Source organism: Mycobacterium sp. TY815 (assembly GCF_030755135.1).
Taxonomy (GTDB): Bacteria; Actinomycetota; Actinomycetes; order Mycobacteriales; family Mycobacteriaceae; genus Mycobacterium.
The window spans coordinates 156,525-182,430 of the sequence record NZ_JAUFRX010000001.1 but is presented as its reverse complement, the minus strand read 5'-3'; the positions used below and the strand labels follow the sequence as shown (position 1 = coordinate 182,430).

General features: G+C 66.0%; 26 protein-coding genes and 3 pseudogenes. 14 read left to right on the top strand and 15 right to left on the bottom strand.

What is annotated here, in order from left to right:
- Positions 1-17: 17 nt before the first annotated feature.
- From QXK92_RS00765 to QXK92_RS00740, 6 genes and pseudogenes are all read left to right on the top strand, one after another.
- Positions 18-194 (top strand): annotated as a pseudogene (locus QXK92_RS00765) (2,3-dihydroxybiphenyl 1,2-dioxygenase); the annotation flags it as partial.
- 167 nt (positions 195-361) lie between these two features.
- Positions 362-1,162 carry an IclR family transcriptional regulator gene (locus QXK92_RS00760; protein WP_306239769.1) on the top strand — a complete coding sequence of 267 codons (801 nt, stop codon included), beginning with the start codon at positions 362-364 and terminating at the stop codon, positions 1,160-1,162.
- Complete coding sequence (locus tag QXK92_RS00755; RefSeq protein ID WP_306239768.1) at positions 1,159-2,079, top strand: alpha/beta hydrolase; 921 nt, start codon at positions 1,159-1,161, stop codon at positions 2,077-2,079. Before QXK92_RS00760 ends, QXK92_RS00755 begins: the two co-directional genes overlap by 4 nt.
- 157 nt (positions 2,080-2,236) lie before the next feature.
- Positions 2,237-3,013 carry a crotonase/enoyl-CoA hydratase family protein gene (locus tag QXK92_RS00750; protein WP_306239767.1) on the top strand — a complete coding sequence of 259 codons (777 nt, stop codon included), beginning with the start codon at positions 2,237-2,239 and terminating at the stop codon, positions 3,011-3,013.
- Positions 3,013-4,152, top strand: coding sequence for an acyl-CoA dehydrogenase family protein (locus tag QXK92_RS00745; protein ID WP_306239766.1), 1,140 nt, complete (start codon positions 3,013-3,015; stop codon positions 4,150-4,152). Before QXK92_RS00750 ends, QXK92_RS00745 begins: the two co-directional genes overlap by 1 nt.
- Complete coding sequence (locus QXK92_RS00740) at positions 4,149-5,150, top strand: acyl-CoA dehydrogenase family protein (RefSeq protein WP_306239765.1); 1,002 nt, start codon at positions 4,149-4,151, stop codon at positions 5,148-5,150. Before QXK92_RS00745 ends, QXK92_RS00740 begins: the two co-directional genes overlap by 4 nt.
- Here the strand turns inward: QXK92_RS00740 and QXK92_RS00735 are convergent.
- From QXK92_RS00735 to QXK92_RS00715, 5 genes are all read right to left on the bottom strand, one after another.
- Positions 5,140-5,937 (bottom strand): SDR family NAD(P)-dependent oxidoreductase, encoded by a 798-nt coding sequence (locus QXK92_RS00735; RefSeq protein WP_306239764.1) that lies wholly within the window; start codon positions 5,935-5,937, stop codon positions 5,140-5,142. The genes QXK92_RS00740 and QXK92_RS00735 overlap by 11 nt on opposite strands.
- A gap of 4 nt (positions 5,938-5,941) precedes the next feature.
- Positions 5,942-6,925 (bottom strand): NAD-dependent epimerase/dehydratase family protein, encoded by a 984-nt coding sequence (locus tag QXK92_RS00730; protein WP_306239763.1) that lies wholly within the window; start codon positions 6,923-6,925, stop codon positions 5,942-5,944.
- Positions 6,926-6,936: 11 nt separating this feature from the next.
- On the bottom strand, positions 6,937-7,209 hold the full coding sequence (locus tag QXK92_RS00725; protein ID WP_306239762.1) for a ferredoxin: 273 nt from the start codon (positions 7,207-7,209) through the stop codon (positions 6,937-6,939).
- Positions 7,206-8,339, bottom strand: coding sequence for a Rieske 2Fe-2S domain-containing protein (locus QXK92_RS00720; protein ID WP_306239761.1), 1,134 nt, complete (start codon positions 8,337-8,339; stop codon positions 7,206-7,208). Before QXK92_RS00720 ends, QXK92_RS00725 begins: the two co-directional genes overlap by 4 nt.
- Before the next feature lie 184 nt (positions 8,340-8,523).
- On the bottom strand, positions 8,524-9,135 hold the full coding sequence (locus tag QXK92_RS00715; protein WP_306244067.1) for a PadR family transcriptional regulator: 612 nt from the start codon (positions 9,133-9,135) through the stop codon (positions 8,524-8,526).
- 150 nt (positions 9,136-9,285) lie between these two features.
- Between QXK92_RS00715 and QXK92_RS00710 the strand changes: the two genes are divergently transcribed.
- Together QXK92_RS00710 and QXK92_RS00705 are read left to right on the top strand one after the other, a co-directional pair.
- Positions 9,286-9,894 (top strand): PaaI family thioesterase, encoded by a 609-nt coding sequence (locus QXK92_RS00710; protein ID WP_306239760.1) that lies wholly within the window; start codon positions 9,286-9,288, stop codon positions 9,892-9,894.
- A gap of 140 nt (positions 9,895-10,034) precedes the next feature.
- Positions 10,035-10,553 (top strand): hypothetical protein, encoded by a 519-nt coding sequence (locus QXK92_RS00705; protein ID WP_306239759.1) that lies wholly within the window; start codon positions 10,035-10,037, stop codon positions 10,551-10,553.
- Here QXK92_RS00705 and QXK92_RS00700 read toward each other — a convergent pair.
- From QXK92_RS00700 to QXK92_RS00690, 3 genes and pseudogenes are all read right to left on the bottom strand, one after another.
- On the bottom strand, positions 10,550-11,320 hold the full coding sequence (locus QXK92_RS00700) for an SDR family oxidoreductase (RefSeq protein WP_306244065.1): 771 nt from the start codon (positions 11,318-11,320) through the stop codon (positions 10,550-10,552). The two genes, QXK92_RS00705 and QXK92_RS00700, sit on opposite strands and share 4 nt — an antisense overlap.
- A 126-nt stretch (positions 11,321-11,446) precedes the next feature.
- Positions 11,447-12,221: pseudogene (locus QXK92_RS00695) on the bottom strand (MBL fold metallo-hydrolase).
- A gap of 28 nt (positions 12,222-12,249) precedes the next feature.
- A complete protein-coding gene (locus tag QXK92_RS00690; protein ID WP_306239758.1) occupies positions 12,250-12,765 on the bottom strand; it encodes a VOC family protein in 516 nt (171 codons plus the stop codon).
- Positions 12,766-12,853: 88 nt separating this feature from the next.
- Here QXK92_RS00690 and QXK92_RS00685 point away from each other — a divergent pair, with 88 nt between their 5' ends.
- On the top strand, positions 12,854-13,822 hold the full coding sequence (locus tag QXK92_RS00685; RefSeq protein WP_306239757.1) for an aldo/keto reductase: 969 nt from the start codon (positions 12,854-12,856) through the stop codon (positions 13,820-13,822).
- A 1-nt stretch (position 13,823) separates the two neighbouring features.
- Here QXK92_RS00685 and QXK92_RS00680 read toward each other — a convergent pair whose 3' ends face one another.
- Both QXK92_RS00680 and htpG read right to left on the bottom strand, forming a co-directional pair.
- Complete coding sequence (locus tag QXK92_RS00680) at positions 13,824-14,039, bottom strand: hypothetical protein (RefSeq protein ID WP_306239756.1); 216 nt, start codon at positions 14,037-14,039, stop codon at positions 13,824-13,826.
- 167 nt (positions 14,040-14,206) lie between these two features.
- Positions 14,207-16,141, bottom strand: a complete 1,935-nt coding sequence (gene htpG, locus QXK92_RS00675; RefSeq protein WP_306239755.1) for a molecular chaperone HtpG — start codon at positions 16,139-16,141, stop codon at positions 14,207-14,209.
- 136 nt (positions 16,142-16,277) lie between these two features.
- On the opposite strand from htpG, the gene QXK92_RS00670 reads away from it, so the two are divergent.
- A complete protein-coding gene (locus QXK92_RS00670; RefSeq protein ID WP_306239754.1) occupies positions 16,278-16,631 on the top strand; it encodes a hypothetical protein in 354 nt (117 codons plus the stop codon).
- A 276-nt stretch (positions 16,632-16,907) separates the two neighbouring features.
- On the opposite strand, the gene QXK92_RS00665 is transcribed toward QXK92_RS00670, so the two are convergent.
- Positions 16,908-17,999 carry a methyltransferase gene (locus QXK92_RS00665; protein WP_306239753.1) on the bottom strand — a complete coding sequence of 364 codons (1,092 nt, stop codon included), beginning with the start codon at positions 17,997-17,999 and terminating at the stop codon, positions 16,908-16,910.
- Between the two features lie 74 nt (positions 18,000-18,073).
- On the opposite strand from QXK92_RS00665, the gene QXK92_RS00660 reads away from it, so the two are divergent.
- Positions 18,074-18,727: a TetR/AcrR family transcriptional regulator gene (locus tag QXK92_RS00660; RefSeq protein WP_306244064.1), complete on the top strand. Its 654-nt coding sequence runs from the start codon at positions 18,074-18,076 to the stop codon at positions 18,725-18,727.
- Between the two features lie 238 nt (positions 18,728-18,965).
- Positions 18,966-19,763 (top strand): annotated as a pseudogene (locus QXK92_RS00655) (HAD-IIA family hydrolase); the annotation flags it as partial.
- On the opposite strand, the gene QXK92_RS00650 reads toward QXK92_RS00655, so the two are convergent.
- On the bottom strand, positions 19,726-20,121 hold the full coding sequence (locus tag QXK92_RS00650) for a response regulator (RefSeq protein ID WP_306239752.1): 396 nt from the start codon (positions 20,119-20,121) through the stop codon (positions 19,726-19,728). The pseudogene QXK92_RS00655 and the gene QXK92_RS00650 overlap by 38 nt on opposite strands.
- A gap of 146 nt (positions 20,122-20,267) precedes the next feature.
- Between QXK92_RS00650 and QXK92_RS00645 the strand changes: the two genes are divergently transcribed.
- Positions 20,268-21,341, top strand: coding sequence for a class 1 fructose-bisphosphatase (locus QXK92_RS00645; protein WP_306239751.1), 1,074 nt, complete (start codon positions 20,268-20,270; stop codon positions 21,339-21,341).
- A gap of 19 nt (positions 21,342-21,360) precedes the next feature.
- A complete protein-coding gene (locus QXK92_RS00640; RefSeq protein WP_306239750.1) occupies positions 21,361-22,248 on the top strand; it encodes a phosphoribulokinase in 888 nt (295 codons plus the stop codon).
- A gap of 136 nt (positions 22,249-22,384) precedes the next feature.
- Here the strand turns inward: QXK92_RS00640 and QXK92_RS00635 are convergent, their stop codons facing one another.
- Genes QXK92_RS00635 through QXK92_RS00625 form a run of 3 tightly spaced genes read right to left on the bottom strand, consistent with a single transcriptional unit; the run spans position 22,385 to position 25,847 of the window.
- Positions 22,385-23,836 carry an NADH-quinone oxidoreductase subunit M gene (locus tag QXK92_RS00635; RefSeq protein ID WP_306239749.1) on the bottom strand — a complete coding sequence of 484 codons (1,452 nt, stop codon included), beginning with the start codon at positions 23,834-23,836 and terminating at the stop codon, positions 22,385-22,387.
- On the bottom strand, positions 23,833-25,710 hold the full coding sequence (nuoL, locus tag QXK92_RS00630) for an NADH-quinone oxidoreductase subunit L (RefSeq protein ID WP_306239748.1): 1,878 nt from the start codon (positions 25,708-25,710) through the stop codon (positions 23,833-23,835). Before nuoL ends, QXK92_RS00635 begins: the two co-directional genes overlap by 4 nt.
- Positions 25,707-25,847, bottom strand: a complete 141-nt coding sequence (locus tag QXK92_RS00625) for a hypothetical protein (RefSeq protein WP_306239747.1) — start codon at positions 25,845-25,847, stop codon at positions 25,707-25,709. Before QXK92_RS00625 ends, nuoL begins: the two co-directional genes overlap by 4 nt.
- Between the last annotated feature and the right edge of the window lie 59 nt (positions 25,848-25,906).

Sequence of the window (25,906 nt, the reverse complement as noted above, 5' to 3'; positions counted from 1 at the left end):
GGGCTGGACCCGGGCGGCGCCACCCTCGAGATATGCCACGGTGCGGTATCCGCACGCCCGGCGACTGGGACATCGAGTGTGGTACCGATGGCATGCGCATTGACGAAAACCGTTACACCGCAGAGGAAATCACCGCTGACAGCTACTGGGGACACCAGTGGGCGGCAGATCTTCCGGTGGCCATGCGCCCTTGAGCTCCGTGCGCGAGTTCCTTGCGCGAGCAGGCAGCAAAGCACCCGTTCGTGTGCCCAAACGGGTGCTTTGCTGCCTCTCGACGAGAGTGGTGAGTGACAGGGGCCACACCGATATGATACAAGTAGTCATATTCCTAATAGGAATATGACTACTTCCGGGAGGACCCATGTCAGCCAGTGCCGACACCGCAACCCCAAGCGCCGTCATCGACCGCATCTCTCTCGTCCTCGATGCCTTCGACGGACCTGGACGCCTTACCCTCGCCCAGATCGTGCGGCGCACCGGCTTGCCGCGTTCCTCCGCACACCGAATGCTGGAGCGGCTCGTGCAACTGCGGTGGCTGCGCCGCAGCGGACGCGACTACGAACTCGGCATGCGCCTGGTCGAGCTGGGATCGCTGGCCGTCCACCAAGACCGCCTGGTGCGCGCGGCGAAGCCGCTCTTGGGCGAATTGCACCGCGCCACTGGGCTTGTCGTGCACCTCGCCGTGCTCGACGGCTCCGACGTCGTGTATCTGGACAAGGTCGGCGACCGCATCTGCGACGGACTTCCCACCCGCGTCGGTGGCCGCCAGCCCGCGCATTGCACAGCAGTCGGCAAGGCCATGCTCGCCTACCGCGACGACACTTCTGAGGTCAACCTGCACGTCCGCCGAACCAGGTACTCGATCTGCACCAGTTCGCAGCTGGCCGTTGAACTGGCCAAGGTTCGAGCGCACGGTGTCGCCTTCGAGCGAGAAGAGTCGCTGCTCGGATTCGGTTGCGTCGCAGCACCGATCGGCGCCTCAGGCGACGCCGTCGCCGCCGTGTCGGTGTGCGGTCCGATGAATCGCATGAGATTCGACCAGCGGATGACTGCACCGGTACGCATGACCGCGATGGGCATCTGGCGCAATGTCGAGAGCGACTCGGTGGCACCGACGCTGCAGCCGCTGCGCCCGCTGCGCCCCGCATTGCAGTACGTATGAAGCTCGACCCACAGGTCGCCGAGCTGCTCGACACACTGGATGCCGGCTTTCCCCCGGTGCATACGATGACGGGTGCGCAGGCGCGGGCGGTCATCCGTTCCCGGCTGGTGCTGCCCGACGAGCCGGAGCCGGTCGCCGAGATCCTGGATGAGCTGGTTCCCGGACCCGGTGGCGATATCCCGGTGCGGATCTATCGCCCCGCCGGAGATGACCTGCCCGTGCTCGTATATGCCCACGGCGGCGGATTCGTGTTCTGCGACCTGGACAGCCACGACGGTTTGTGCCGCAGTATCGCGAATTTGATTCCAGCCGTTGTGGTTTCGGTCGGATATCGGCTGGCGCCGGAACATCCGTGGCCGGCGGCGGCCGAGGATGTGTATGCGGTTGCCGGTTTGGCGGCAAGCGGGATCTTCGGCGGAGACCGCGGCCGGCTCGTGGTCGGAGGTGACAGCGCGGGCGGGAACCTCGCGGCGGTGACCGCGCTGATGTCACGCGATCGCGGCGGCCCCCAGCTGACGGCACAGTTGCTGATTTACCCCGTCATCGCGGCCGACTTCGACACCGAGTCCTACCGCCTGTTCGGGCGTGGTTACTACAACCCGAAGCCGGCCATGCAGTGGTATTGGGACCAGTACGTGCCGCGCGTCGCCGATCGGGTGCACCCGTATGTCGCGCCCGTCCACGGCGATCTGCGCGGGTTACCGCCGGCCGTCATGGTCGTCGCTGGCCACGACCCGTTGCGCGACGAGGCACTCGCCTACGCTACGGCGCTAGAATCGGCCGGAGTTTCGGTGACGCAGATGTACATCGAGGGTGCGATCCACGGCTTCCTGTCCATCCCAGTTCTGGATATCGCACGTGAAGCACGCCAACAAGTTTGCGCACATGTGACAGCGGTGGCGGGCTCGGCCGGATGACGCGCGCCCCTGATATCAACAGCTTCGGTCGCGAGCGTGCATAAAATGCCGGCGGCACGCCGAGCGCAACGGCATTATGCGCACGCTCGGCATAGCGCCTCTGGCCGTGCCACGCCCGGGCGACGAACCGGCTTGACGCCATGACACAGTGGCCTGCATGAGCAATCCTCTGGAGATCAGCGGTACCGGGCCGATCCAGACCTGGACGATCAACCTGCCGAGCGTGGGCAATGCGATCACCGGCAAGGACGTCATCGCCGCGTTCGAAGATGCGGTCGACAGCGCCAACGCTGACACCGCCGTCCACGCCGTCATCCTGACCGGCGAGGGCAAGATCTTCTCCTCCGGCGGGAACGTGAAAGAGATGGCAGACCAGGCCGGCATGTTCGGCCTCAGTGCCCTCGACCAGCGGTACGCCTACATCGACGGTATCCAGCGGATCCCGCGCGCACTCGCGCGACTCGAAGTCCCGCTGATCGCGGCCGTCAACGGCGCCGCCATCGGCGCCGGCTGCGACCTGGCGATGATGTGCGACATCCGAATCGCCTCCGAGCGTGCCTCTTTCGCCGAGAGCTTCGTACAACTCGGGCTTATCCCCGGCGACGGCGGCACCTGGTTCCTGCAGCGCATCATCGGCTACCAGCGCGCCGCCGAGATGACCCTCACCGGCGACCGGATCGGTGCCGCGACCGCGCTCGAGTGGGGTCTGGTCAGCCGGGTGGTACCGCACGATGAGCTCCTCCCGGCCGCGCAGGAGCTCGCCGAGCGCATCGCCAAGAATCCCTCACACGCACTGCGGATGGCCAAGCGGCTGCTGCAGGAATCGCGCACCGGTTCGCTCGAGTCGACCCTGGGTATGGCGGCGGCCATGCAGCCACTGGCCCATCGCGACCCCGAACACGAGCGGCGCATCGCCAAGTGGCGGACCACCTGATGACCGCGCCCAGGCTGGTTCCGCCGGCGGGAATCGAAGATGAGGCGACCGGCGCCCTGCGTGCGGAGGTGCGCACCTTCATCGCCGAGCAACTGGCCGCCGGTGCCTTCACGCCGTCGGTCGATGCGTGGCTGTCGCAGTGGGACGAGAAGTTCACCGCGGCGCTGGCGGCGCAGGGTTGGCTCGGCATGACGGTGCCCGTTGCGTACGGGGGGCACGGACGGTCGTTTCTGGAACGCTTCGTCGTCACCGAGGAGTTGCTGGCCGCCGGAGCACCGGTCGCCGCACACTGGATCGCCGACCGCCAGATCGTGCCGTCGCTGCTCAAGTACGGCACCGAGACCCAAAAGCAACGCTTCCTCCCGCCGATCGTCCGCGGCGAATGCTTCTTCGCGATCGGCATGAGCGAGCCCGATTCCGGCTCCGACCTGGCCAGCGTGCGCACCCGGGCCGAGCGCGTCGACGGCGGCTGGTCACTTTCCGGCACGAAGGTCTGGACCTCCGGCGCCCATCTGGCCCACGCCTTCATCGCACTGGCCCGCACGGCACCGGTCGATCCGCAACACCGGCACGACGGGCTCAGTCAGTTCCTCGTCGACCTGCACGGACCAGGCATCGAGATCCGGCCGATCGTCTCGATGAACGGAGCCCACCACTTCAACGAAGTCATCTTCGACGAAGCGTTCGTGCCGGACGACATGGTCTTCGGGAAGGTCGGCGACGGCTGGCGACAGGTGACGTCGGAACTGGCCTTCGAACGCAGCGGTCCAGAGCGTTTTCTGTCCACCTTCGTGCTGCTGACGGCCTGCGCCGACCGGATGGCAGCCAACGCCGTCCCCCGCGACCCGAACCTGGGCCGGCTGGTCGCCCGGGTCGCCGGTCTGCACCACATGTCCACCGCGGTGGCCGGCGCATTGGAACGCCACGAAGCCGCGGACGTGCCCGCCGCAGTGGTCAAGGTCCTGGGCACCACCGCCGAGGGCGACATCGCCGAATTCGCCGACACGCTCGACTCCCCCGATGCCATCTTCACCACGCTGGTTCGGACTGCACTTGACCAGCGGCCCGGTTTCACCCTGCGCGGCGGCACCAACGAAGTCCTGCGCGGAGTGATGGCGCGCGGATTGGGCATGCGATGAGTGCTGCCGTCGACCCTGAGCTCGTCCAGATGATGGACGCCGTTTTCGCGGACCACCGCGAAAAGCAATCGCCCACGTCCGATCTCTGGTCGCACCTGCGTGAGCTCGGCCTGCTGCGGCTGACGGGCTCCGAAGAACACGGCGGCAGCGGTGCCGGGTGGTTCGAAGCCGCCGAACTGCTGGCCGCGGCTGCACGCCACGGAGTGCGAATCCCGTTGGCAGAGCATGATTTATTGGCGTGCTGGTTGCTGGAGGCCAGTGGCCTACCCGTCGACGATGCGGTACGTACCGTGTGCATGCTCGACAAGCAGGGTCATGCGACCGACGTGCCCTGGGCGGCCACGGCCGACCGCGTGGTACTCGCCTGGCGGGCCGAGGGCGGGTTCCGCGTCGCCGACGTCGCGGCCGGGGAGCTCACCATCACCCCGGGCACCAACCTGATCGGCGAACCCCGCGACGCGGTGAGTGCCGACCTCGCCGCTCTGCAAGGGTCACCGACCACCCTGGCCGTCGTCAATCGGCTCCGGCTGAAATCGGGTCTGGTGCGCTCTATCCAGGTCTGCGCCGTGCTGGACCGAATCCTGCAGTTGTGCATCGAGCACGTCAGCTCCCGGATCCAGTTCGGCCGCCCACTCGCGAAATTCCAGGCGGTCCAGAATCTGGTTTCCGATGTCGCCGCGGAGGCGGCGCTCGCCCGGGCCGCCACCGAAGCGGCGCTCGCCGTCGCCGTCACCAGCGATTGGTCGGCCGACAATGTGGAATTCCTTGTTGCCGTGGCACGTTCATGCACGGGACACGCGACGTCGGTGGTGGTGCGCAATGCCCATCAGGTGCACGGCGCGATCGGCACCACCCGGGAGCATCGGCTGCACGAGTACACTCGCGCCGCGCTGGCCTGGCGGTCGGAGTTCGGTTCCCTGCGGTACTGGGACGAGAAGGTGACGGACTCGGCTTTGTATGCCAGTGCGGGTGGGCTGTGGGGTCTGATCACCGGATGACGACGGCGCTCGGCTCCCGCGGGGCACCTAGGTGCCGATGCGACGGCGGGCGGCGACCGCCCTCGTCCACAATGCCGTACCGTTCGGCCAACTCGGCGCCGATGAACGTCTGACCGCTCAGCGCGGCCAACTCCGGGTCGTCGAACACCGCATCGAGCAGATAGCCGGTGAATTCCGGTGTTTCGGCATGCTCGGCGGTCTTGGTCAGTGCCTCAGGCTTTCCGGCGAACGCGGCGCGCAGTTTCTCGGTCAGCAGGATGCCCATCCAGATCGACACCGTCGCAACGCCGGTGCCGCGGAAGTCCACGGCCATGTCGGCGGCCATCTTGTCGACCCCGGCCTTCTGGGCCCCGTACGCCGGGCCGTGCATGTAGCACACCGATCCCGGCGAGGACGTGAACGCGACCAGGCCCCGCCCGCCGGCAACCAGCAGTGGCGCCGCGTACCACGACGCGACATAGGACGACCGCAATCCGACGTCCAGCACGTCCGCCAGCGCACGCGGCTTCTCCCAGAACGGCTTTGGGCTGACGAGTTCATCGGAGACGACTGCGGCATTGTTGACCAGCAGATCCAGCCGGCCCTCCTCGGACCGCACCCGCTCGAACAACCGGCCGACCGCGTCGTCGTCGGCGTGGTCGACCCGAGCTGCGACACCGCCCGGTGGCGCGTCGGAGATGCTGCGACCGGTCGCGTACACCCGCCAGCCTCGGGCGGCCAACGCGGCGGCGATGCCGTGTCCGGCACCGCGGCTCGCGCCGGTCACCACCGCAACCCGACCGCTCATCTGGTCAGACTAGTGGTTGCGCGAACGTCGCCACGATCGCCTCGCGAGCCGATCGCCAGGTCAGCCCGAGGTCGCGCAGTGTCGCGGAGTCATCGGTCGGGATCGCTGCGGTAATCAACTGCGCCGCTTCGTAACTGAACCCGCTACCCAGCGGCAGGACGGACGCGGCGAGGTCGGACACGCGGCCGAGCAACCGAAACGCGGCCGGGCTCAGCGGCATCCGGCGGATCCGCCGTCGGCAGCCGCACTCGATCGCCGCGATCATGTCGTCGAACGTCAGCAGCTGCCCGCCGCACAGATAACGCTTCGGCCCCCGCCCCGGCCGCATCAACCGTTCGTGCACGTCGGCGACGTCGCGGACATCGATCATCATCATCCCCGCGTGCGCGACCTTGGGCGCCACCCCGAACCGCACGATGGTCTGCCAACCCTGTTCGGTGATGCCCGGCGCGGTGTACATCGCCGGCCCGACGACACTGGACGGATAGGTGACCACCACCGGGGCTCCGTCGCGCTGCAGTCGTCGCGCTACCCGGTCGGCATAGGACTTGGTCCGCGCATAGGCCGATCTGCCGTGGGCGGTGGGCGAATCCGGACCGATCACCGGACCCGGCGGCGGGAACAACGCGCTGTAGCTCGACACCAGTACCACCGGGTCCAACCCGAGTGCGACGCCGCGCAGCATGATCCGTTCGCTGGCATACGCGTTGATGTCCCACATCAATCGCTCGTGGGTGTCGTCGGTACCCACCACGCCGGCGCCGTGGATCACCGCGTCGCAGCCGTCCAGCAAGCCTTCGGGAAGGTCCGGGGAACGCAGATCGCCACGCACGACCGCCACCTCGCCGACGGTTTGCAGCCGATGCAACAGCAGATCGTTGGACCAGCCCGGCTCGGCCAGCAGCTGAACGCCGTGGCCGGCGGCCAGCAGCGCATTGACGATATGGGCACCGACATAACCGGTGCCGCCTGTCACCGCGATTCGCATCGCCAGCCACCCTAATCGGTGTCAACGACGGCCAGGTCCCCGGCGGCGACGGCGGCCTCGATGGAATCACGCAACGCCGAACACGCCAGGAATAACGACTGGTGGTGTGCGGTCCCGGCATCCCGCCGCTCAAGACACCGGGCAGAAGCGTCGGCGTTCCATTGCACGCTGGTCTGGTTCCAGCTCGCTTTGCGCGCCAACACATGCGCTCCGCATCGAAGGCAGTCGACCGGTGCCATCGGCATACCGTCGAGCCGGTTGTCGGTCCGCACCGGGCGGTTCATGACATCGAGTCCGCCCTCGCCGCAATGTTCGCCTCGATCTGCTTCATCCACGTCTCGTAGGGCCTGCTGGTGTCCAGTTCGAACTCGAAGCGGTCCACCATGTCCGGCTGCACGTCGGCGGCGTTGACGTAGAACTGCTCATACCAGCGCCGCAATTGGTAGACCGGTCCGTCCTCCTCCACCAGCAGCGGATTGTCGATCCGGGCCTTGTGGCGCCAGATTTCGACGTCCTGCTCAAAGCCCAACTTGACGTAGTCGCCGAGCCTGGTCGCGGCCCGCACGGCCTCCTCGGCGGGCAGGTTCTCGGACTTCTTGACGATGATGCCGTATTGCAGCACAAAGGAATTGGCGTCGATCGGGTAGTGGCAGTTGATCAGGATCGTCTGCTGGTCTCCGGCCGTGTAGTGGTAGGTGAGGTCGTCGACCATGAAGGAGGGGCCGAAGTATGAGGCCACGGATGTGGTGCCGAGCATCTTCGATCCCTCGCCGGCCATGTCGGGCCGGCCCTCACCGTTCATGTACTGCGTGGCGACGTGCCCCTCGAAGATGTTCTTGAAGTAGGTGGGCAACGACCCGTGGATGTAGAAGAAGTGCGCCATGTCCACGACGTTGTCAATGATCTCGCGGCAGTTGCTGCCGACGAGGGTGGTGTACCAGTGCCAGTCGGTCCACTCGTCGCTGGTGGCACCCTCGATGCGCGGAATCATGGCCTCCGGTGGTGGCGGGTTGCCTTCGGGGTCGTTCCAGACGAACAGCATGCCGTCCTGCTCGAGCGTGGTCCACGTTGCGGTGCGGGCCAACCGCGGCGCGCGTTTGGCGTACGGCACCTGCTTGCATCGGCCGTCACCGCCCCAACGCCAGTCGTGGAAAGGGCAGGCGATCGCGTCGCCCTTCACCTCACCCCTGGACAGGTCTCCACCCATATGCCGGCAATAGCCGTCGAGCACGTTGATCTTTCCGTCCCCGGTACGAAATATGACAAGCTTCTGGCCGAATGCGTTGACGACGTGCGGTTTACCATCGACGAAATCGCGGATCAGGCCCAGGCAATGCCAGCCGCGGGCGAATCTGGCCGGCGCGGCCTGTGCCTCGATGAACCGAATCTCCCCGGTGTCGGATTGCAGCCCCATACCGGCCATTGAACGCTTCTGCGCCGGGCGGCGCGGTCAGCTGTTCCACTGACCAGGAGACGCATTTCGCAGACCTGTCGCAGGGCCTAGCGTTACCCGGGTGAGCCCGTACCTACCCTGGCGCCGGCGCGACCATCGCGCAGGGCCTGGTGTTCGGCTACATCGCGGCGCTTGACGCGGCGGCTTAGTCGGCCGCCCGCTTGGCCTCGATCTGCTTCTCGACCTCACGCCAGTACCCCGGGGCGGGGCGCGGCTTGCCGAAACTGCCTTTGCCGGCCTTGCCGAGGATCGCGTCGGTCTCGTCGATCTCTTTCATCAGCTCCAGGGCAAACTCGCGCTCAGCAGCGTAATACTTTGCTGCCCAACGCAGTGCGATCACCGAGTACGCCCAGCCGGGCTCGGCTTCGGCGCCCTCGGCGTCTTCGACGGCTTTGCGGTGCCGGGCTTCGACGTAGGCCACGTATTCCTGCAGCAATTCCTTGAGACGGGTCGGGTTGCTGAGGTGGCCGAACGTGATCCGCAGCAGCATGCTGTGCTTGAGCACCGGCGGATCCAGGGGCGCGTTGTTGGTCCAGTCGGTGATGGCGGCCATGCCGGCCTCGGTGATCTTGTAGAGCCGGCGACTGCGGGTGCCTTCGTCACGCTCGACCCGGGACGTCACCAGCTCCAGGCTTTCCAATTTCTTGAGCTCGGTGTAGATCTGGCTGTACGAGGGACTCCAGTAGTAGAGGTCGACGCTCCAGTCGATCCACTTCTTCAGGTCGTAGCCGGAGACTTCCTCTTCGTAGGACATCATGCCGAGCAGGGCCCAGCTGGTGGCGGCGAGTGCCGACTTCACCTTGTCGCTGGGCGCGTTCACGCCGCCAAGATTAACAACCCGCAGGTCGATGGTGGCTGACGACGGACCGCTGACTGGGACATCGAGCGCTGCTCTAGGGTGACGGACATGGTGGATTCGTTTGAGTCGATGACTGATTCGTTGCCGGTGTACGAGGCGCTGGCGGCATCGGTGCGGCGGTTGATCGACGCGACGATCCGCACCGAAGTGGACCACGAGGTCATCGCCGCCGCGGCGGCCAAGATTGACAGCGTCACAGCCGAACTCAGCGCCGAACTGATGCCCGGAACGTTCGGCCAACGCGCAATCGACGACGGCCAGGGCATTGCGTCGGGCAATGTCGTTGTCGGCGTTCGCAATCCGTCGGCTCCCCCGCTGGTGGTCCACCATGAGGGCGATGGATCGGTGTGGACGGAATTCACTCTCGGCGCCGCGTTCGAGGGTCCCATGGGGCACGTGCACGGCGGTGTCTCGGCGATGATCCTCGACCACATACTCGGAGCCACCGCGCACCGACCCGGCCGGCCGGCCTACACCGGCACGTTGACGTTGCGCTATCACCAGCGGACCCCGCTGCTGCAGCCGTTACGGGCGGACGCGTGGGTGGACCGGGTCGAGGGCGTCAAGACCTTCGCCGTCGGTCAGATCAGCGGCGCCGACGGCGTCCTGGTATCGGCGGAGGGCATCTTCATTCATCCCAGGAATCTGAGCTCCTAGTAACCGGTGGCAGCCGCTGGAATATCCGGCTGGCTCCACGCCCACCTTGGAGCGACAACCCGCGCCGTTTCCGGGACAGATCCGGTGAGCCTTCCCTAGGCTGCCCTAGGGTTCCGGGCACCCGTGGCGAAAGGACATCGATGTCGAAGGCAAGGCGGTTCATGACCCCGCTGGCGGCGGGCTTGATCACGTTGGCGGCGTGCGGATCACCGCATGCCTCACCGCCGGCCTCGTCCAGCACCCCGGCAAAACCGGCCACGCCGGCAGCCTCCGCGGCCCCGGTCACCAAGCCATCCACGACGACGACCACCTCCACGACTGGTGCGCCGGACTGCGTCGGGCTTTCGATCTGCCCACCCCCGCCGCCTGACGCCGACGGCAACCCGGCGTGCTTCTACTCCGACGGCTGGCAGGCCAGCTCGACCGGCGCCGGCATCGAGGTCTGGTACTTCCAGGAGCCGCAGAACATGTCGACGCCCGACAAGGTCACCGCGGTGGTCCGCAAAAAGGACGGCAGCACCGAATCTCAAGACGCCGCAATAGAAGCCGGCCAGCAGGTGCACCGGTTCGAGTTCCCGGCAATCGACAAATCCGCCGTCGCCGAAGTGTTGTTCGACACCAGCAGAGGCCGCTGCTTCGTGACCGGTCCTGGGAGTTAGGGCAGCTGCCCGTATTCGAGCACCGCTCCCCCGGCAGCGGGAGCGCCTCTGGCGACCACGACCGGCATCGACGTCGATGCGTTGGTGCGCAGGATGGTGTGGACCACCTCGACAAGGTCCTCGACGGGCATCAGCCTGCCCGGCATGCAGCCCCGCGCCACCCACAGCGGGTAAGCCTGCATCGCCAAATCGCGGTCCCACCCGGCATTCATGCCGGTCTGCGCATCACCCTCCCCGCCCGCGCACTCGCCGACGATGAGATTGGTGAAACCGATGTTCGGGTGCTCGGCCCGCCACGCCTCGACCAGCCGTTCCAGCGCCGCCTTACTGACGCCGTAGGCTCCCAGGCCCGGCCAGGGCGGCCCGAACGTACCGGCGTCGGACGATAGATAGATCACCTTGCCCGCGGACGTCGTCAAGTGCGGAATGGCCGCCGCCGTCGTCAGCGACGCCCCGATCACATTGGTGTCGAAGACGCGCCGCCAGGTTTGGGCATCGGTCTCGGCCAGCGGTACCAGCGGGCTGATCGCGGGCGAGTACACAAGGTTGTCGATGCCCCCGAGCGCTTCGGCGGCGGCATCGATGGCGGAGCGGGCCGATTCCTGATCGGTGACGTCGCACTCGACGGCGAACGCGTCCGGTCCTGCGTCCTGGGCGGCCGCGTCAATGCGCTCGCGGCGCCGCGCGAGCAGCGCAACCCGGTCACCGCGCCGCGCCAGGCCGATGCCGATGCAGCGCCCCAGCCCGCTCGAAGCTCCAACTACCACTGTTCTTGCCATAGCGACCTCCGCCGCCGAGCATGACACACCCCCACCCTCCGACGAGAACGGGGTTATCGTTTTAGGAGCATGGCGTTGCCGCCAGGGCCCCACGGGCCCCGCCGACCAGCTGAATCAACCGCGGGCTTGCTCGAACAGGCCCCGGTCGTGTGCGCACACGATCTTTAGATCGCGTTCGCCGCGCTCGTACAGTTCCGCGAGCCGCGCCTGGTTCTCCCGGAGTTGCCCGCGGTTGAAGGCGGAGGCGCCTTCGTATGTGCGCAGCATCAACGGCACACCGGACCGGTCCAGCGCTCCGTGATGGTAGAACGCGTCCCCGCAATGCAACACCCATCTCTCCCCCGCTGACACGGCCACCGCCGCGTGGCCCCGGGTATGACCCGGCATCGGCACCAGGACGACGCCGTCGCTGATTTCGGAAAGCGCTTTGGCGCGGGCGAATCCACGCCAGGACTCGCCATCGGGATCATGCTCGACCAGGTTGGGCCCGTGTGCCCACTGCACGCTTCGGTACCGCAGGCGTTCGCGCAGCGATGGAGCGTGGACGGCGCCGCGGGCCTCGGCCGTGGTCACGTGAACGTGCGCGTCGGGAAAGTCGGCAAGCCCACCGATGTGGTCCAAAGTCGAAGTGGGTTAACACGATATGCCGCACATCGGACTGTTGGAACCCGAGTTGTGCGATCTGGTGCAGTGCCGTTTCGCTCTCCTGTAACACCGGTCTGATGACATGGCGCAGTGGCCCGACGCGGCCGGGATCCCGGCAGTCGTGCGAGCCGAAGCCGGTGTCCACCAGGACCAGCGCATTGCCGGCTTCGATCAGCAGGACGTGGCACACCATCGGCGCACCGGGCGTTTTCATGGTTCCGCAGTTGAGATGGTGAACTTTCATTGCGTCCTCCCCATCGCGCCGGCTGGACTCATCCGAGCACCCGGATCGGCTCTGCGCCATCCCATTCGGCGGCGACCTCGCGGATGTAGGCGAACAGGTGCCCTTTGGGCCCACTGATGTCACTGATCTCGATGACCGTGCCCTGCTCGCGCTCGGTGTCCAGGTAGGCGAAACGCCCGCCGATGTCGCCCTCCTGGCCCACCGTGTAACCGGCCGTCAGAACCCGGTCGTAGAGGGCCTGATAGTCGGTCGTCCAGTACGCGACGTGTTGGGCTCCCTCCCGGCCGGAGTCGAGGAAGTCTTTGTACATCGACGGCGCGTCGTTCCGTTGCTGGATCAGTTCCAGCTGCATATCGCCCGAGTTGGCCAGGGCCACACTCATTCTCAGGTCGGAATCCGCCCCGCGGTAACGGAAGTACTCCGGCATTACGGTTTCGATGTAGAACCACGGCCCGACGCCGTGCCGAATCCACCGGTCCATGGCGGCCTGGATATCGCGCACCACATAACCAAGCTGGTTGATACTGCCGAATATTCGGCTCACAGCCGTTCCCCTTCGTCAGGCGGCCCCGCCCGATGTTTTATCACGGCTGAGCGCCGGCCACCGCCGACCGCCGATATACGGTGGGCTCATGAAATACATTCAGGTCGAGGGAGTCGGCCAGGTCAGCCGGATCGGGCTCGGCACGTGGCAGTTCGGCTCGCGCGAGTGGGGATACGGGGACACCTACGCCTCCGGTGGGGCACGCGACATCGTGCAACGCGCCCGCGCCCTCGGCGTCACCCTGTTCGACACCGCCGAGGTGTACGGCCTGGGCAAGAGCGAACGGATCCTGGGCGAGGCGCTGGGCGACGAACGCGCCGAGGTGGCCGTGGCCAGCAAGATCTTTCCGGTCGCGCCGTTCCCGGCAGTGATCAAGCAGCGCGAACGTGCCAGCGCGCGGCGACTGCAGCTGGACCGCATCCCGCTGTACCAGATCCATCAGCCCAATCCCGTCGTCCCGGACACGGTGATCATGCCGGGCATGCGTGACCTGCTCGACGAGGGCAAGATCGGCGCGGCCGGTGTCTCGAACTATTCACTCGCCCGCTGGCAGCAGGCTGACGCGGCGCTGGGCCGCCCCGTGATCAGCAATCAGGTGCACTTCTCGCTGGCACACCCGCGCGCCCTTGACCACATGGTGCCCTTTGCTGAACGAGAGAACCGGATCGTCATCGCGTACAGTCCCCTGGCCCAGGGTCTGCTGGGAGGCAAGTACGGCGTCGACAACCGCCCCGGTGGCGTACGCGCGGTCAATCCCCTGTTCGGGACCGAAAACCTGCGCCGCATCGAGCCACTGCTGCAGACGCTCCGCGATGTGGCGGCCGAGGTGGGCGCCAAGCCGGCGCAGGTGGCTCTGGCCTGGCTGATCAGTTTGCCGGGAGTGGTTGCCATACCGGGCGCGTCCAGTGTGGAGCAGTTGGAGTTCAATGTGGCGGCCGCCGAGGTCGAACTTCCCACCGAATCGCGCGACGCACTCACCGAGGCGGCGCGTGCGTTCAAACCCGTGTCGGCGGGGCGCTTCCTCACCAACCTGGTGCGCGAGAAACTGCCGTTCTGAGTCAGCTGGTGACGCGCCGGCGGCTCAACGGAGCCGTGAAGCCGCCGGTGTCGTCGAAGCCAGCCCACTGACCGTCGTCGCACACCTCCATGCGCCAACCCAGCTGGTAGCGGCCGGCGATGGTGTCGGCAAACCACCGGTGCGCATCCTCCGCACTGTCGAAATCCCTGGTGGCGACGATCACGCCCTGCGGATCGATGGCCCGAAACACAGTCATGAAATGCGAATATCCGTTCCGGCCGGCTTTCAATCGCCGATCCCTTACCTGACCCGAACAGCGACACTGAACCTGCGCACGCGACGCGCCGCGGCGGGTGTGCTTGGCGTCAGTTTCGCGGCGGTCGCGCCGGGCGGCTGGGCGAGCTGGGCGGTAGCGCCGGGGACCTACACGGTGCGCGTCAGCCGGTCGGCCAGCAGCTCGGCAAAGCGCGCTGGGTCCTGCAGCGCCCCGCCCTCGGCCAGCAGCGCGGTGCCGTAGAGCAGTTCCGCGGTTTCGGCGACCGAGGTGTCGTCGGGACGTTCCGCGTGCGCCTGGCGCAGCCCGGTGACCAGCGGATGGTGCGGATTGAGCTCCAGGGTCCGCTTGCCGATGGGAACATCCTGCCCGGACGCCTGGTAGAGGCGGGCCAGGGCCGGCGTCATCCCGAAGGCGTCGGTGATCAGGCAGGCCGGCGAGTCGGTCAGACGGCTGGACAGCCGGACTTCCTTGACGTGATCGCTCAGGGTCTCCTTGAGCCAGGTCAGCAGGTCGGCGAACTCCTTCTGCTGCTCTTCGCGCTCGGCTTCGGAGGTCTCTTCGCCGGCGTCCAGGTCCACTTCACCCTTGGCCACCGATTGCAATTGCTTGCCGTCGAACTCGTTGACCACGCCCACCCAGACTTCGTCGACCGGGTCGGTGAGCAGGAGCACCTCGTACCCCTTGGCCTTGAACGCCTCCAGATGCGGCGACTTCTCCAGCAGCTGACGTGATGCGCCGGTGGCGTAGAAGATCTGGGTCTGCCCCTCCTTCATCCGCTCCACGTACTGGGCGAGCGTGGTGGGTTCCTCCTCGCTGTGCGTCGAAGCGAACGAGGAAATGGAGAGCAGGGCCTCCTGGTTGTCGAAGTCCGACATGAGGCCCTCCTTGAGGACCTTGCCGAACTGGGTCCAGAAGGTGCGGTAGTCATCGGGCCGTTCGGACTGGATCTCCTTGATCGTGGACAGCACCTTCTTGGTCAGCCGGCGGCGAATCGCGTTGATCTGCCGATCCTTCTGCAGGATCTCGCGAGACACGTTGAGCGACAGGTCTTGTGCGTCCACCACACCCTTGACGAAGCGCAGGTATACCGGCATCAGCTCTTCGCAGTCGGCCATGATGAACACGCGCTTGACGTACAGCTGCACCCCGACCTTGGCGTCCTGATTGAACAGGTCGAACGGCGCCTGCGACGGGAGGAACAGCAACGCCTGGTATTCGAAGGTGCCCTCCGCCTTCATCGAGATGACTTCGAGCGGGTCGTCCCAGGCGTGCGCGATGTGCTTGTAGAACTCCTTGTACTCCTCGTCAGAGACCTCGTCCTTGGGCCTGGCCCACAGCGCCTTCATCGAGTTGAGGGTCTCGGTCTCGAGGGTGACCGACTCCTCGCCGCCTTCCTCGGTAGCCGGTGTCCGCCGCTCCACCTGCATGCGGATGGGCCAGGCGATGAAGTCGGAATACTGCTTGACCAGGCTCTTGAGCTTCCACTCCGAGGTGTAGTCGTGCAGTTCGTCCTCGGCGTCCTCCGGCTTGAGATGCAGCGTGACCGACGTGCCCTGCGGGGCGCCCTCGACGGCTTCGATGGTGTAGGTGCCCTCGCCGCTGGATTCCCACTTGGTGGCTTCGCTCTCGCCGGCCTTGCGGGTCAGCAGTTCGACCTTGTCGGCCACCATGAACGACGAGTAGAAGCCGATGCCGAACTGGCCGATCAGCTCCTCGGACGCCTGAGCGTCCTGGGCGGTCTTGGCTTCGCGGAGTTGCTTGCGCAGCTCTGCGGTGCCCGACTTGGCCAGCGTCCCAATCAGATCCACCACCTCGGCACGAGTCATACCGATGCCGTTGTCGCGGATGGTGAGGGTGCGGGCCCCTTTGTCGGTCTCGAGCTCGATGTGCAGGTCGGAGGTGTCCACATCGAGTTCTTTGTTGCGAAGCGCTTCGATACGCAGCTTGTCCAGCGCGTCAGAAGCGTTGGAGATCAACTCCCGCAGAAACGAGTCCTTGTTGGAGTAGACCGAGTGGACCATCAAATCCAGCAGTTGCCGGGCCTCTGCCTGGAATTCCAACTGCTCGACCTGCGCGTTCATGAGATTCCTCCTGCGACGTACTGCGATCGATTTTGCGTCCGAATGTAGCGAGATGCCATCGCCGCGTGGGCGGGGGGTGGTGGTGACATGGTCGTGGGTCGTCGACGACCCGCGGAACGCCGGTTAGCCTGGCCCCATGTCCCCCGGACTGTCCGACTCGACCTTCGTCCGCACGGTGAACGCGGTGGCCGTCAGGCTCATCGACGCGCCCGTGGTGGGCGGCCTGGTCCGCCGTGGTCTGGTCGTGATCCGCTATGTCGGGCGCCGCTCCGGCAAGACCATCGAGCTTCCGGTGGGTTACCGCCGCCGCGCCGACGGCACCGTGCTGATCGGAGTGGCCGGCCCCGACTCGAAATCCTGGTGGCGCAACTTTCTCGGCGACGGCGCGCCGCTCACCCTGCTCAACTTCGACGGCGCCAACCGCACAGGTCATGCGATCGCACACCGCGACGACCGCGGTCGGGTGTCGGTCAAGGTCACTTTGGCCTGAGCCCGATGCCCAGCCTGTAAATTGGGCGGCCCCTACTCGCCTTTTCGCTGCAAACTTGCAGGCTCGACGCGGTGACCGCGCACCAGGGCGCTTCGACTAACCTGGACTCGCCTCCACCGGAAATGACTGCGCAGCAACATTTCTCGCGCCTTCTTACGAGTTGCTACTGCGTTGCGGGGAGGGATGGTAGGCAGCGTGTCAACTGCGCGGCCACGACTGACCAAGCAACAACCTTGCGGTCAGCTTGGGCGGCGGCCACTCCAGCCTCCCGGTTTGTCAGCACGCCTTTGCTTCCACGAGACTGAACGGCGAAGCGGTCGGAATCACCCGCGTCATCCTGAACCCAGCGCGCGCGAGCAACGTCCCGTACTCCTCCGCATTGCGTTCGCGGCTGCCATCCAAACCCAAGAGCATCTCGAGATCGGCCCACTTGCCGACGAAGTCGCGGTTGTGCTCGGGTATGACGAGTTCGACCAGGACCACGGTGCAGTCCGCACCGCACGCGGTACGCAGGTTGCGCAAGATAGCCTCGGCCTTCTCATCGGGCCAGTCATGAATGATGTTCTTCAGGACGTAGAGGTCGGCCCCTGCGGGGATGGCGTCGAAGAACGAACCCGACTCGATGCGAACCCGCTCTGCCACGCCCAGTGTTCGCAACAGTGGTAGCGCCCCGGCGGCAACGTCCGGGATTTCCAGCAGCACACCGCGAGCGGCCGGCGCTGCCGCCAGGATTGCGGCCAGCAAGCGGCCGTGTCCGCCGCCGACATCCATGATCGTTTGGTAGGGGGTGAAGTCATAGGCGGCAACCATGGGGCCCTCCGCCAACCCCGAAACACTGGTCATGGCACCGTTGAAAAGCTCTGCCAGGTAGGGATCGTCGCCGAGGTAGTCGAAGAAATCCTTGCCGCGAAGGCGTGGAATGCTTGCCCTGCCGGTTCTGATGGACTCCGCAAGCATGCTCCAGTGCTCGCGATGCTGCGGCGATCCGTAGAACTTCGCTGCCGCAGCCATCGAACCCGAAGCGTCTGTCCGCAGCGTGTCCGCGAGAGGCGTGAGGCCATAGGCGCCACTTGGGAGCCGACGAAATATGCCACGCCCTTCCAGCGCCCGCAGAAGCCGGCTTACCGCATCAGGGTCCGCACCGACCTTTGCGGCAAGATCGTCGGGCCGCAGCGGCCCCGCCGCGAGCGCGTCTGCGATACCCAATTCGGCGGCGGCTTCTATCGCCTGCGAGGTCCAGCCCGCAAGAATCAGCTCCATCATCACGACAGGCGGTGGAGCAAGTCGCTGATGCAAGCAATAGACGCTATGCCGCAGGCGGTCGACCAGTTTCACCAACCGAACCGGTGGTACGCGCGTGGATTGCATGGCGCTCACCCTCTTGTCGTATGATTTAGAGAGAGTCAACTACATTGAATAGAGTTGACTATATGGAAGGTGAGATGCGGGTGTCAACGTCTGAACGCGAATCGCGGCGAACGTATGACAACAGCCGTCGGCAGGCCGAGGCCGAGGCTCGTCAACGCCGGATCGTCACGGCAGCGACGGCTCTCTTCGTCGAGAAGGGTTTCGCCGCGACGTCGATCGACCAGATCGCGCAAGCTGCAGGCGTCTCACCGCAAACGGTTTACGCGGCATTCGGATCGAAGGCCGGTGTGCTCTCGAAGGCAATCGACGTCGCAGTCCTGGGTGATTACGGGCCCGAATCGTTGGTTGACCGAGCGCCGCTGCTCGCCGATATGTCGAGCGAGCCGCAGCGCATGTTCTTCGCGACCGCCGCGCACTTCGTCCGGGAGTTGCACGAACGGGTGGCACCGCTGATACAGGTGATGTTGCAAGCGGGCCTGGACGAACTGCGCACGCTGGTGACCCACAAGATTCGCGCTGACTGTGCGTCATGGGTGGAGCAACTTGGGCCGGCACTACGCCCGAGCCTCACCAAAGACGACGCTGCCGACATTCTGGTCACCATCCAGGCGCCCTACCTGTTTTCCCTGTTTACCGTCGATTTGGGACGGTCACCGGACGAATACGAGAAGTGGCTGGCCGACGCCCTGGCCCGCATGCTGCTGAGGCCGGAACTCTTGTCGGAGTAGATTGCGCACTCCCCGGTAAACCCCGGTTATGGCGCAGACGTCCTTCGGGAGTGGCAGCTCGTCACACGGCAACCCCCGATGGCCGATGCGAGTTCACGCACCTGCTCAGGTCATCGAGCCCCCGGCCGTTCCCCCATTCGGGGGTCTGCCCCGACGCGGACCCGCCGTATGGTCTCGAATCATCCGGGCGCGCCTGCCATCTCGGCGCACCACGACTGGAAGCAACACGAGAACATCAATGGCTGAGCTGGCAACGCTGCATGACTGTCTGCTCCTCGACCTCGACGGCACGCTGTTCCGAGGCTCGCGACCGATTGCCGGTGCCGCCGAGGCGCTGTCCCTGATTGCCTCTCGTACCTTGTATTTGACCAACAACGCCTCTCGCAGTGCCACGGCGGTCGCAGAGCATCTGCGAGAGTTGGGATTTGATGCCGACCCGGGTGACGTCATCACCAGTGGCCAATGTGCGGCGCAGCTGTTGAGCACCGAATTGGCATGCGATTCAGCAGTTCTGGTCATCGGCTCGGAGGCACTGGCCGCCGAGGTGCGGGATGTAGGCCTGCGTCCGGTGCGACAGTGGGCTGACGATCCGGTCGCGGTGGTGCAGGGCTTCTCCCCCGACATCGGTTGGGGGGACCTCGCCGAAGCGGCGCTGGCGATCCGCGCGGGCACACCGTGGGTGGCAACCAACCCGGATGTCACGCTGCCGTCCGAGCGCGGGCTGGTCCCGGGGAACGGCTCGATGATCGCAGCGCTGCGGGCCGCCACCGACTGCACACCGCGTATCGTCGGTAAGCCCTACCCCCCGATCTTTCGGGACGCCCTGTCGCGCGGTGACTTTCACCGACCGTTGGTGGTCGGTGACCGGCTGGACACCGATATCGCCGGCGCCAACTCCGCCGGGCTGCCCAGCCTGTTGGTGCTGAGCGGAGTGACGACCGCAGCTGAGGCGCTGGCCGCGCCGCCCCAGCTGCGGCCGACGTTCGTCGCCCCGGACCTCAGCGGAATCCACGCCGACAGCGACTCGTTGCGCCTCGATCTCCTGACGTCAGCCGGTTGACGGCTGCGGCCAGCGCCAGCGGCCGACGGCCGGGTCCCACGGTCGCGTCGGCCTTGGACATCAGCGCCAACCAGGCGTCAGCCGCACGGGCGACCACCAGCAGGATCGGTGGGCAGTCTGCGACCCGGTCCTTGAGCTGCCGGGCGACATCCACACCGCCGGCCGGTGTGGCGTCACCGTCGAGGATCACCAGATCGACGCCGCCGGTGAGCACCTGCGCCAGCAACGCCGACTGGCACGACACGAACGCGAGAAAGTCTGTATCAGAAAGCGATTCGATGAGATGGCGGCGCAGGCTGCTGTCGTTGCTGTATACCAGGGCGCGCACGGTCATGGCGTGACAGTAAGGGGAGGCTGACGTCCGGGGCAGGCCAAACGCGCGGATACCCCCACCGGACCACCCAACAGGGGGATGGACCGTGGGCGCCCAGGTCAGAGCATGTCTCTAGGTTTCCTGCTGCCCATTGGAGGTATCCGCGCATGCTCACCCGCCACACGACGCTGGTGAAGTTCCTCATCGAGGAACGGCGTCGTCACCCCGATGCCAGCGGCGACCTCAACTCGTTGATTCTCGATGTCGCTCTGGCCTGCAAGGCCATTTCGACCCGGGTGGCGCAGGGCGAGCTCGGTGGCGTGCTGGGTGCCGCCGACGTGGTGAACGTGCAGGGCGAAGTGCAGCAGAAACTCGATGTGCTGGCCAACGACTACTTCCTGCGGGCCACCGAATGGGGCGGGCAGGTGGCCGGGATGGCCTCCGAAGAGCTGGCCGAACCCTATCAGCTGCCGACGCACTACCCGCGCGGGAAATACTTGCTGATCTTCGACCCGCTCGACGGGTCTTCCAACATCGACGTGAATGTCTCGGTCGGCAGCATCTTTTCGATCCTGCGCGCTCCCGAGCCGGGCACCGACCCGGCCGTCGAGGACTTCCTGCAACCCGGCTCGCAGCAGGTGTGCGCGGGCTATGCGATCTACGGCCCGTCGACCATGCTCGTGCTGACGGTGGGCACCGGCGTGCATGCGTTCACTCTCGACCCGGCGCTCGGTGAATTCGTGTTGACCCGCGCCAACATCCGGATTCCGCGCTCGGCTGTGGAATTCGCGATCAACGCATCCAACCGGCGGTTCTGGGAGCCCGCCGTGCAGCGTTATATCGACGAATGCCTGGCCGGCCGGACGGGTCCGCGTGGCAAGGACTTCAACATGCGCTGGGTGGCATCGCTGGTCGCGGAGACGCATCGGATTTTGACCCGCGGCGGTGTGTTCCTCTATCCGCGCGACGCCAAGGACCCGGCCAAACCGGGACGCCTGCGGTTGCTCTACGAGGCCAGCCCCATCGCGTTTCTGGTTGAGCAGGCCGGCGGACTGGCCAGCACCGGCCGCAAGCGGCTGATGGACGTGGTCCCGACCGAACTGCACCAACGGGTGCCGCTGATCTTCGGAGCGGCCGACGAGGTCGAGCTGATCGAGGAGTACCACCGCAAGGACTACGTCCGGCCTTCCAGCTCACCGCTGTATGGCGTGCGGGGCCTGTACCGCGTCGTGGCCGGCTGAATCGTAAGGGGTAATCACCATGTCACGTCTGCACCCGATCATTTCCGTCACCGGCTCCTCGGGGGCCGGAACAACCTCAGTGATGCGGACTTTCGATCAGATCTTCCGCCGCGAAGACATCAACGTGGCGTTCGTCGAGGGCGACAGCTTCCACCGGTATGACCGGGTCGCGATGAAGGCCGCGATAGCCGATGCACACGCGCGCGGCGATCACACCTTCAGCCACTTCGGTCCGGAGTCCAATCTGTTCGAGGAGCTGCAAGACCTCTTCAAGACCTACGGCGAAACCGGAACCGGAAAGGTGCGCCGCTATCTCCACGACGAAAAAGAGGCCGAGCCGTTCGGGCAGCAACCGGGCACGTTCACGCCGTGGGAGGAGATCCCGGCGGACACCGACATGCTGTTCTACGAGGGGCTGCACGGCGCGATCGTCACCGATGAGGTCAACGTCGCCGCGCACGCCGACCTGCGGATCGGCGTGGTTCCGGTGATCAACCTGGAGTGGATCCAGAAGCTGCACCGCGACAAGGTGTCCCGTGGCTACACCTCCGAGGCTGTCACCGATACCATCCTGCGGCGGATGCCCGACTACGTGAACTACATGTGCACCCAGTTCTCCCACACCGATGTCAACTTCCAGCGGGTGCCCGTGGTGGACACCTCGAACCCGTTCATCGCCCGATCCATACCGACCGCCGACGAGTCGATGCTGATCATCCGATTCCGCGACCCGCACGGCATCGACTTTCCTTATCTGCTTGCCATGCTGCATGATTCGTTCATGTCGCGGCCGAACACCATCGTGTGTCCGGGCGGCAAGATGGATCTGGCGATGCAGCTGATCTTCACCCCGATGGTGCTGCGGCTACTCGAACGCCGCAGGGCGCAGTTGGCGGCGGCGCGCTAGCGGTACCTGAGGCCCGCGAGCAGTGTCCTGAGGCCCGCGAGCAGTGTCCTGAGGCCCGCGAGCAGACGCAAAATCGCCGTGGAGCATGCGTTCCACGTGCGATTTTGCGTCTGCTCGCGCCCAGATCGCGCCGTGGCTAAGGGCCGGCGACAGTGTGTCCGATCGCCGGGTCGATGACGTCCAGAGCCGGCTTGGGATACACCCCCAGCACGATCAGCATGGCCAACAGGGGCACCACGACAGCCAGCTCCCGGGGCACCAGGTCACCCACCGCCTCTCTGCGCGGACCGGTCATGATCCGCTGGTAGAGCCACAGGATGTAGATCGCGGAGAGGACCAGCCCGGTCGCCGCCAGCACGGCGAACACCGGATACCGGGCGAAAGTGCCGATCAGCACTAATAATTCGCTGACGAAGGGCGCCAGGCCGGGCAGCGCGAGTGAGGCCATGCCGGCGACGAGGAAGGTCCCGGCCAGCACCGGCGCCACCTGCTGTACCCCGCCGTAGTCGGCGATGAGCCGAGTTCCGCTGCGCGAGACCAGAAATCCGGCAATCAGGAACAGGGCCGCGGTGGCCAGCCCGTGGTTGACCATGTACAGCGTTGCGCCGGACTGTCCCCGGCTGGTCATCGCGAAAATACCCAGCACAATGAACCCGAAGTGGCTGATCGAGGAGTAGGCGATCACGCGCATGATATCGCTCTGCCCGATCGCCACCAGGGCACCGTAGACGATCCCGATCACGGCCAGCGCGATCACGAAGGGCCGGAACAGGACCGCGCTATCGGGGAAGAGCCGCAGGCAATAGCGCAGCATTCCGAACGTGCCGATCTTGTCGACGACGGCCATCATCAGTACCGCGGTCACCGGTGTCGCCTCGGTGGCGACCCCGGGAAGCCAGGTGTGCAGCGGCCACAGCGGCGCCTTCACCGCGAAAGCCAGCAGGAAGCCGAGAAACAGCAGATGCATGACGTCGGGGTTGGCCACGATTGCGCCGGACGACATCCCGGCCACGATGATGCGCGAATCAAACGTCCCACAAACTAGATTCAGGCCGATGAGCCCGGCCAGCATGAAAAGCCCGCCAGACAGGTTGTACAGCAGGAACTTCAGTGCGGTTCGCGGTGCCCCATCTCCCCCGTACCGGCCGATCAGGAAGTACATCGGGATCAGCATGGCCTCGAAGAACACGAAGAACAGCAACACATCCAACGCCACCAGGGCCACCAGCATCATCGACTCGACAACCAGCATCAGCGCCAGATACGTTCCGGGCCGGCCGGTGTCATTCCAGCCGGCGAGCAGCAGCAGCGGCATCAGCCCGGTGGTCAATGCCACCAGCACCATCGCGACACCGTCGATCCCGACGATATAGCTCGCACCGAACGACTTGATCCAGGAATGACTTTCGACGAACTGATATCCCGGATCCGCCGCATCGAAGCGCGCCGCCAGCATGCCCACGATGACCAGTACCGCCGCCGAGGTACCAAGAGCGGCGTACTTGGCGGCGTTCGGCCTGCCGGTGGGTACCGCCGCCACCAGCCCGGCCCCGGCCAGCGGCGCCAACCACAGTGCGGTCAGGATCATGACGCGCTCCCCAGCGCGACACCCAGCAACAGTGCGGTGGCGCCGAAGAAGACGGTCAACGCGTACGAGCGCGCGAAACCGGTCTGCATCCGCCGAACACCCGTCGAGGTGTTGCCGATCAGCCGGGCGATGCCCTCGACAACACCGTCGATGCCCACCCGGTCCACGTCCACCATTGCCCGCGACAGACGCAGACCCGGCCGCATGAAGGCCGCCTCATTCATGTTGTCCCCGAACAGGTCATGACGTGCCGCGATCACCGCACCAGACGCCCACTCCGAAGCGCTCGTCCGCACCGGGCGGGCGACGTACGTGCGGACCGCGACGGCGATGCCGACGCCGACCGCGGCCAGGGTGAGCGCTGTGAGCGCCCACCCGGGCATGAATTGGTGCGCCTCTGCCGCATCGGCGGGATTGGTCACGGGTTGCAGCCAGTGCCGCAGGGTCCCATTCACCGCAAGCACCGCCCCACCGCCCACCGAACCGACTGCCAGGACCAGCATCGGCACGGTCATCACGGACGGGGATTCGTGCGGATGAGCATCCGGCTCCCAACGCTTTTCGCCGAAGAAGGTCATGACCATGACCCGGGTCATGTAGAAGGCCGTGATCCCGGCACCCAGCAGCGTCACGGTGCCGAGCACCCAGTGTGTCGCGAACGCGGCTTCGATGATGGCGTCCTTGGAGAAGAACCCGGCCAGCGGCGGCACACCGATGATCGCCAGATAGCCGAGTCCGAAGGTGGCGAACGTGATCGGCATGGACCCGCGCAGACCACCGAAGCGGCGCATGTCTGTTTCGTCGTTCATGCCGTGCATCACCGATCCTGCGCCCAGGAACAGGCCCGCCTTGAAGAACCCGTGCGTGAGCAGATGCATGATCGCCACCGCGTAACCCGCCGTCCCCAGGCCGGCCGCCAGCACCATGTAGCCGATCTGGGACATCGTCGAGGCGGCCAACGCCTTCTTGATGTCATCCTTGGCGCACCCGATGATCGCGCCGGCCAGCAGCGTCACCGCACCCACGGTGACCACCGCGGTCCGGGCGGTCGGGGCCTGGTCGAACACCGGGCCCGAACGCACGATCAGGTACACCCCGGCAGTGACCATGGTGGCCGCGTGGATCAGCGCGCTGACCGGGGTGGGACCCTCCATCGCATCGCCGAGCCAGGACTGAAGGGGCACTTGAGCACTCTTGCCGCACGCGGCCAGCAACAACGCCAACCCGATCGCGGTGACAGTGAACTCGGAGGCCGTCCGCGCCTGAGCGAAAACTCCTGCGTAGGAGAGTGTTCCGCACTGCGCGTACATGATCATCAGCGCCAGAGCGAGTCCGACGTCGCCGACCCGGTTGACGATGAAAGCCTTCTTGGCGGCGGTGGCGGCCGTCGGCTTGTGAGACCAGAAGCCGATCAGCAGATATGACGCCAAACCCACGCCCTCCCAGCCGAAGTACAGTCCGAGATAGTTGTCGGCCAGCACCAGCAGCAGCATGGCGGCCACGAAGAGGTTGAGGTAGCCGAAGAAGCGGCGACGCCCGGGGTCCTCGCGCATGTAGCCGATCGAGTAGACGTGGATCAAGGCGCCCACACCAGTGATGAGCAGCACGAAGCAGACGCTGAGCGCATCCACGCGCAGACCGAAGTCGACGCCGAGCGACGGCACCCACGTGAACAGCGTTTCCTGGATCACACGGTCCGCCGGGTCGCGCCGCAACAGCTCGACGAAAAGCACTGCGCCCCAGCAGAAAGAGACCGCGACGGCCACGCATCCCAGCAGCGGCCCGCACGCGTCAGCGCGCCGACCGCCCAGCAGCAACACCACCGCGCCGGTCAACGGCAGCGCGATGAGCACCCACACCGCCACGGCGCTCAATGCCCCAGCAAGCCGGAGTCGTCCAGATCGGCGTGGTCGCGTTTGACCATAACGTTCATCGCCAGGCCCACGACCACCTCGAAACCGACCGCCCCCGCGATCGCCGCCACAACCATGATCAGAATAGAGAAGTTCACGCCTGACAGCGTGCGCGTCTGGCGCCTATCGGCTTAACCCCGAATCGGGGGATGCGCAA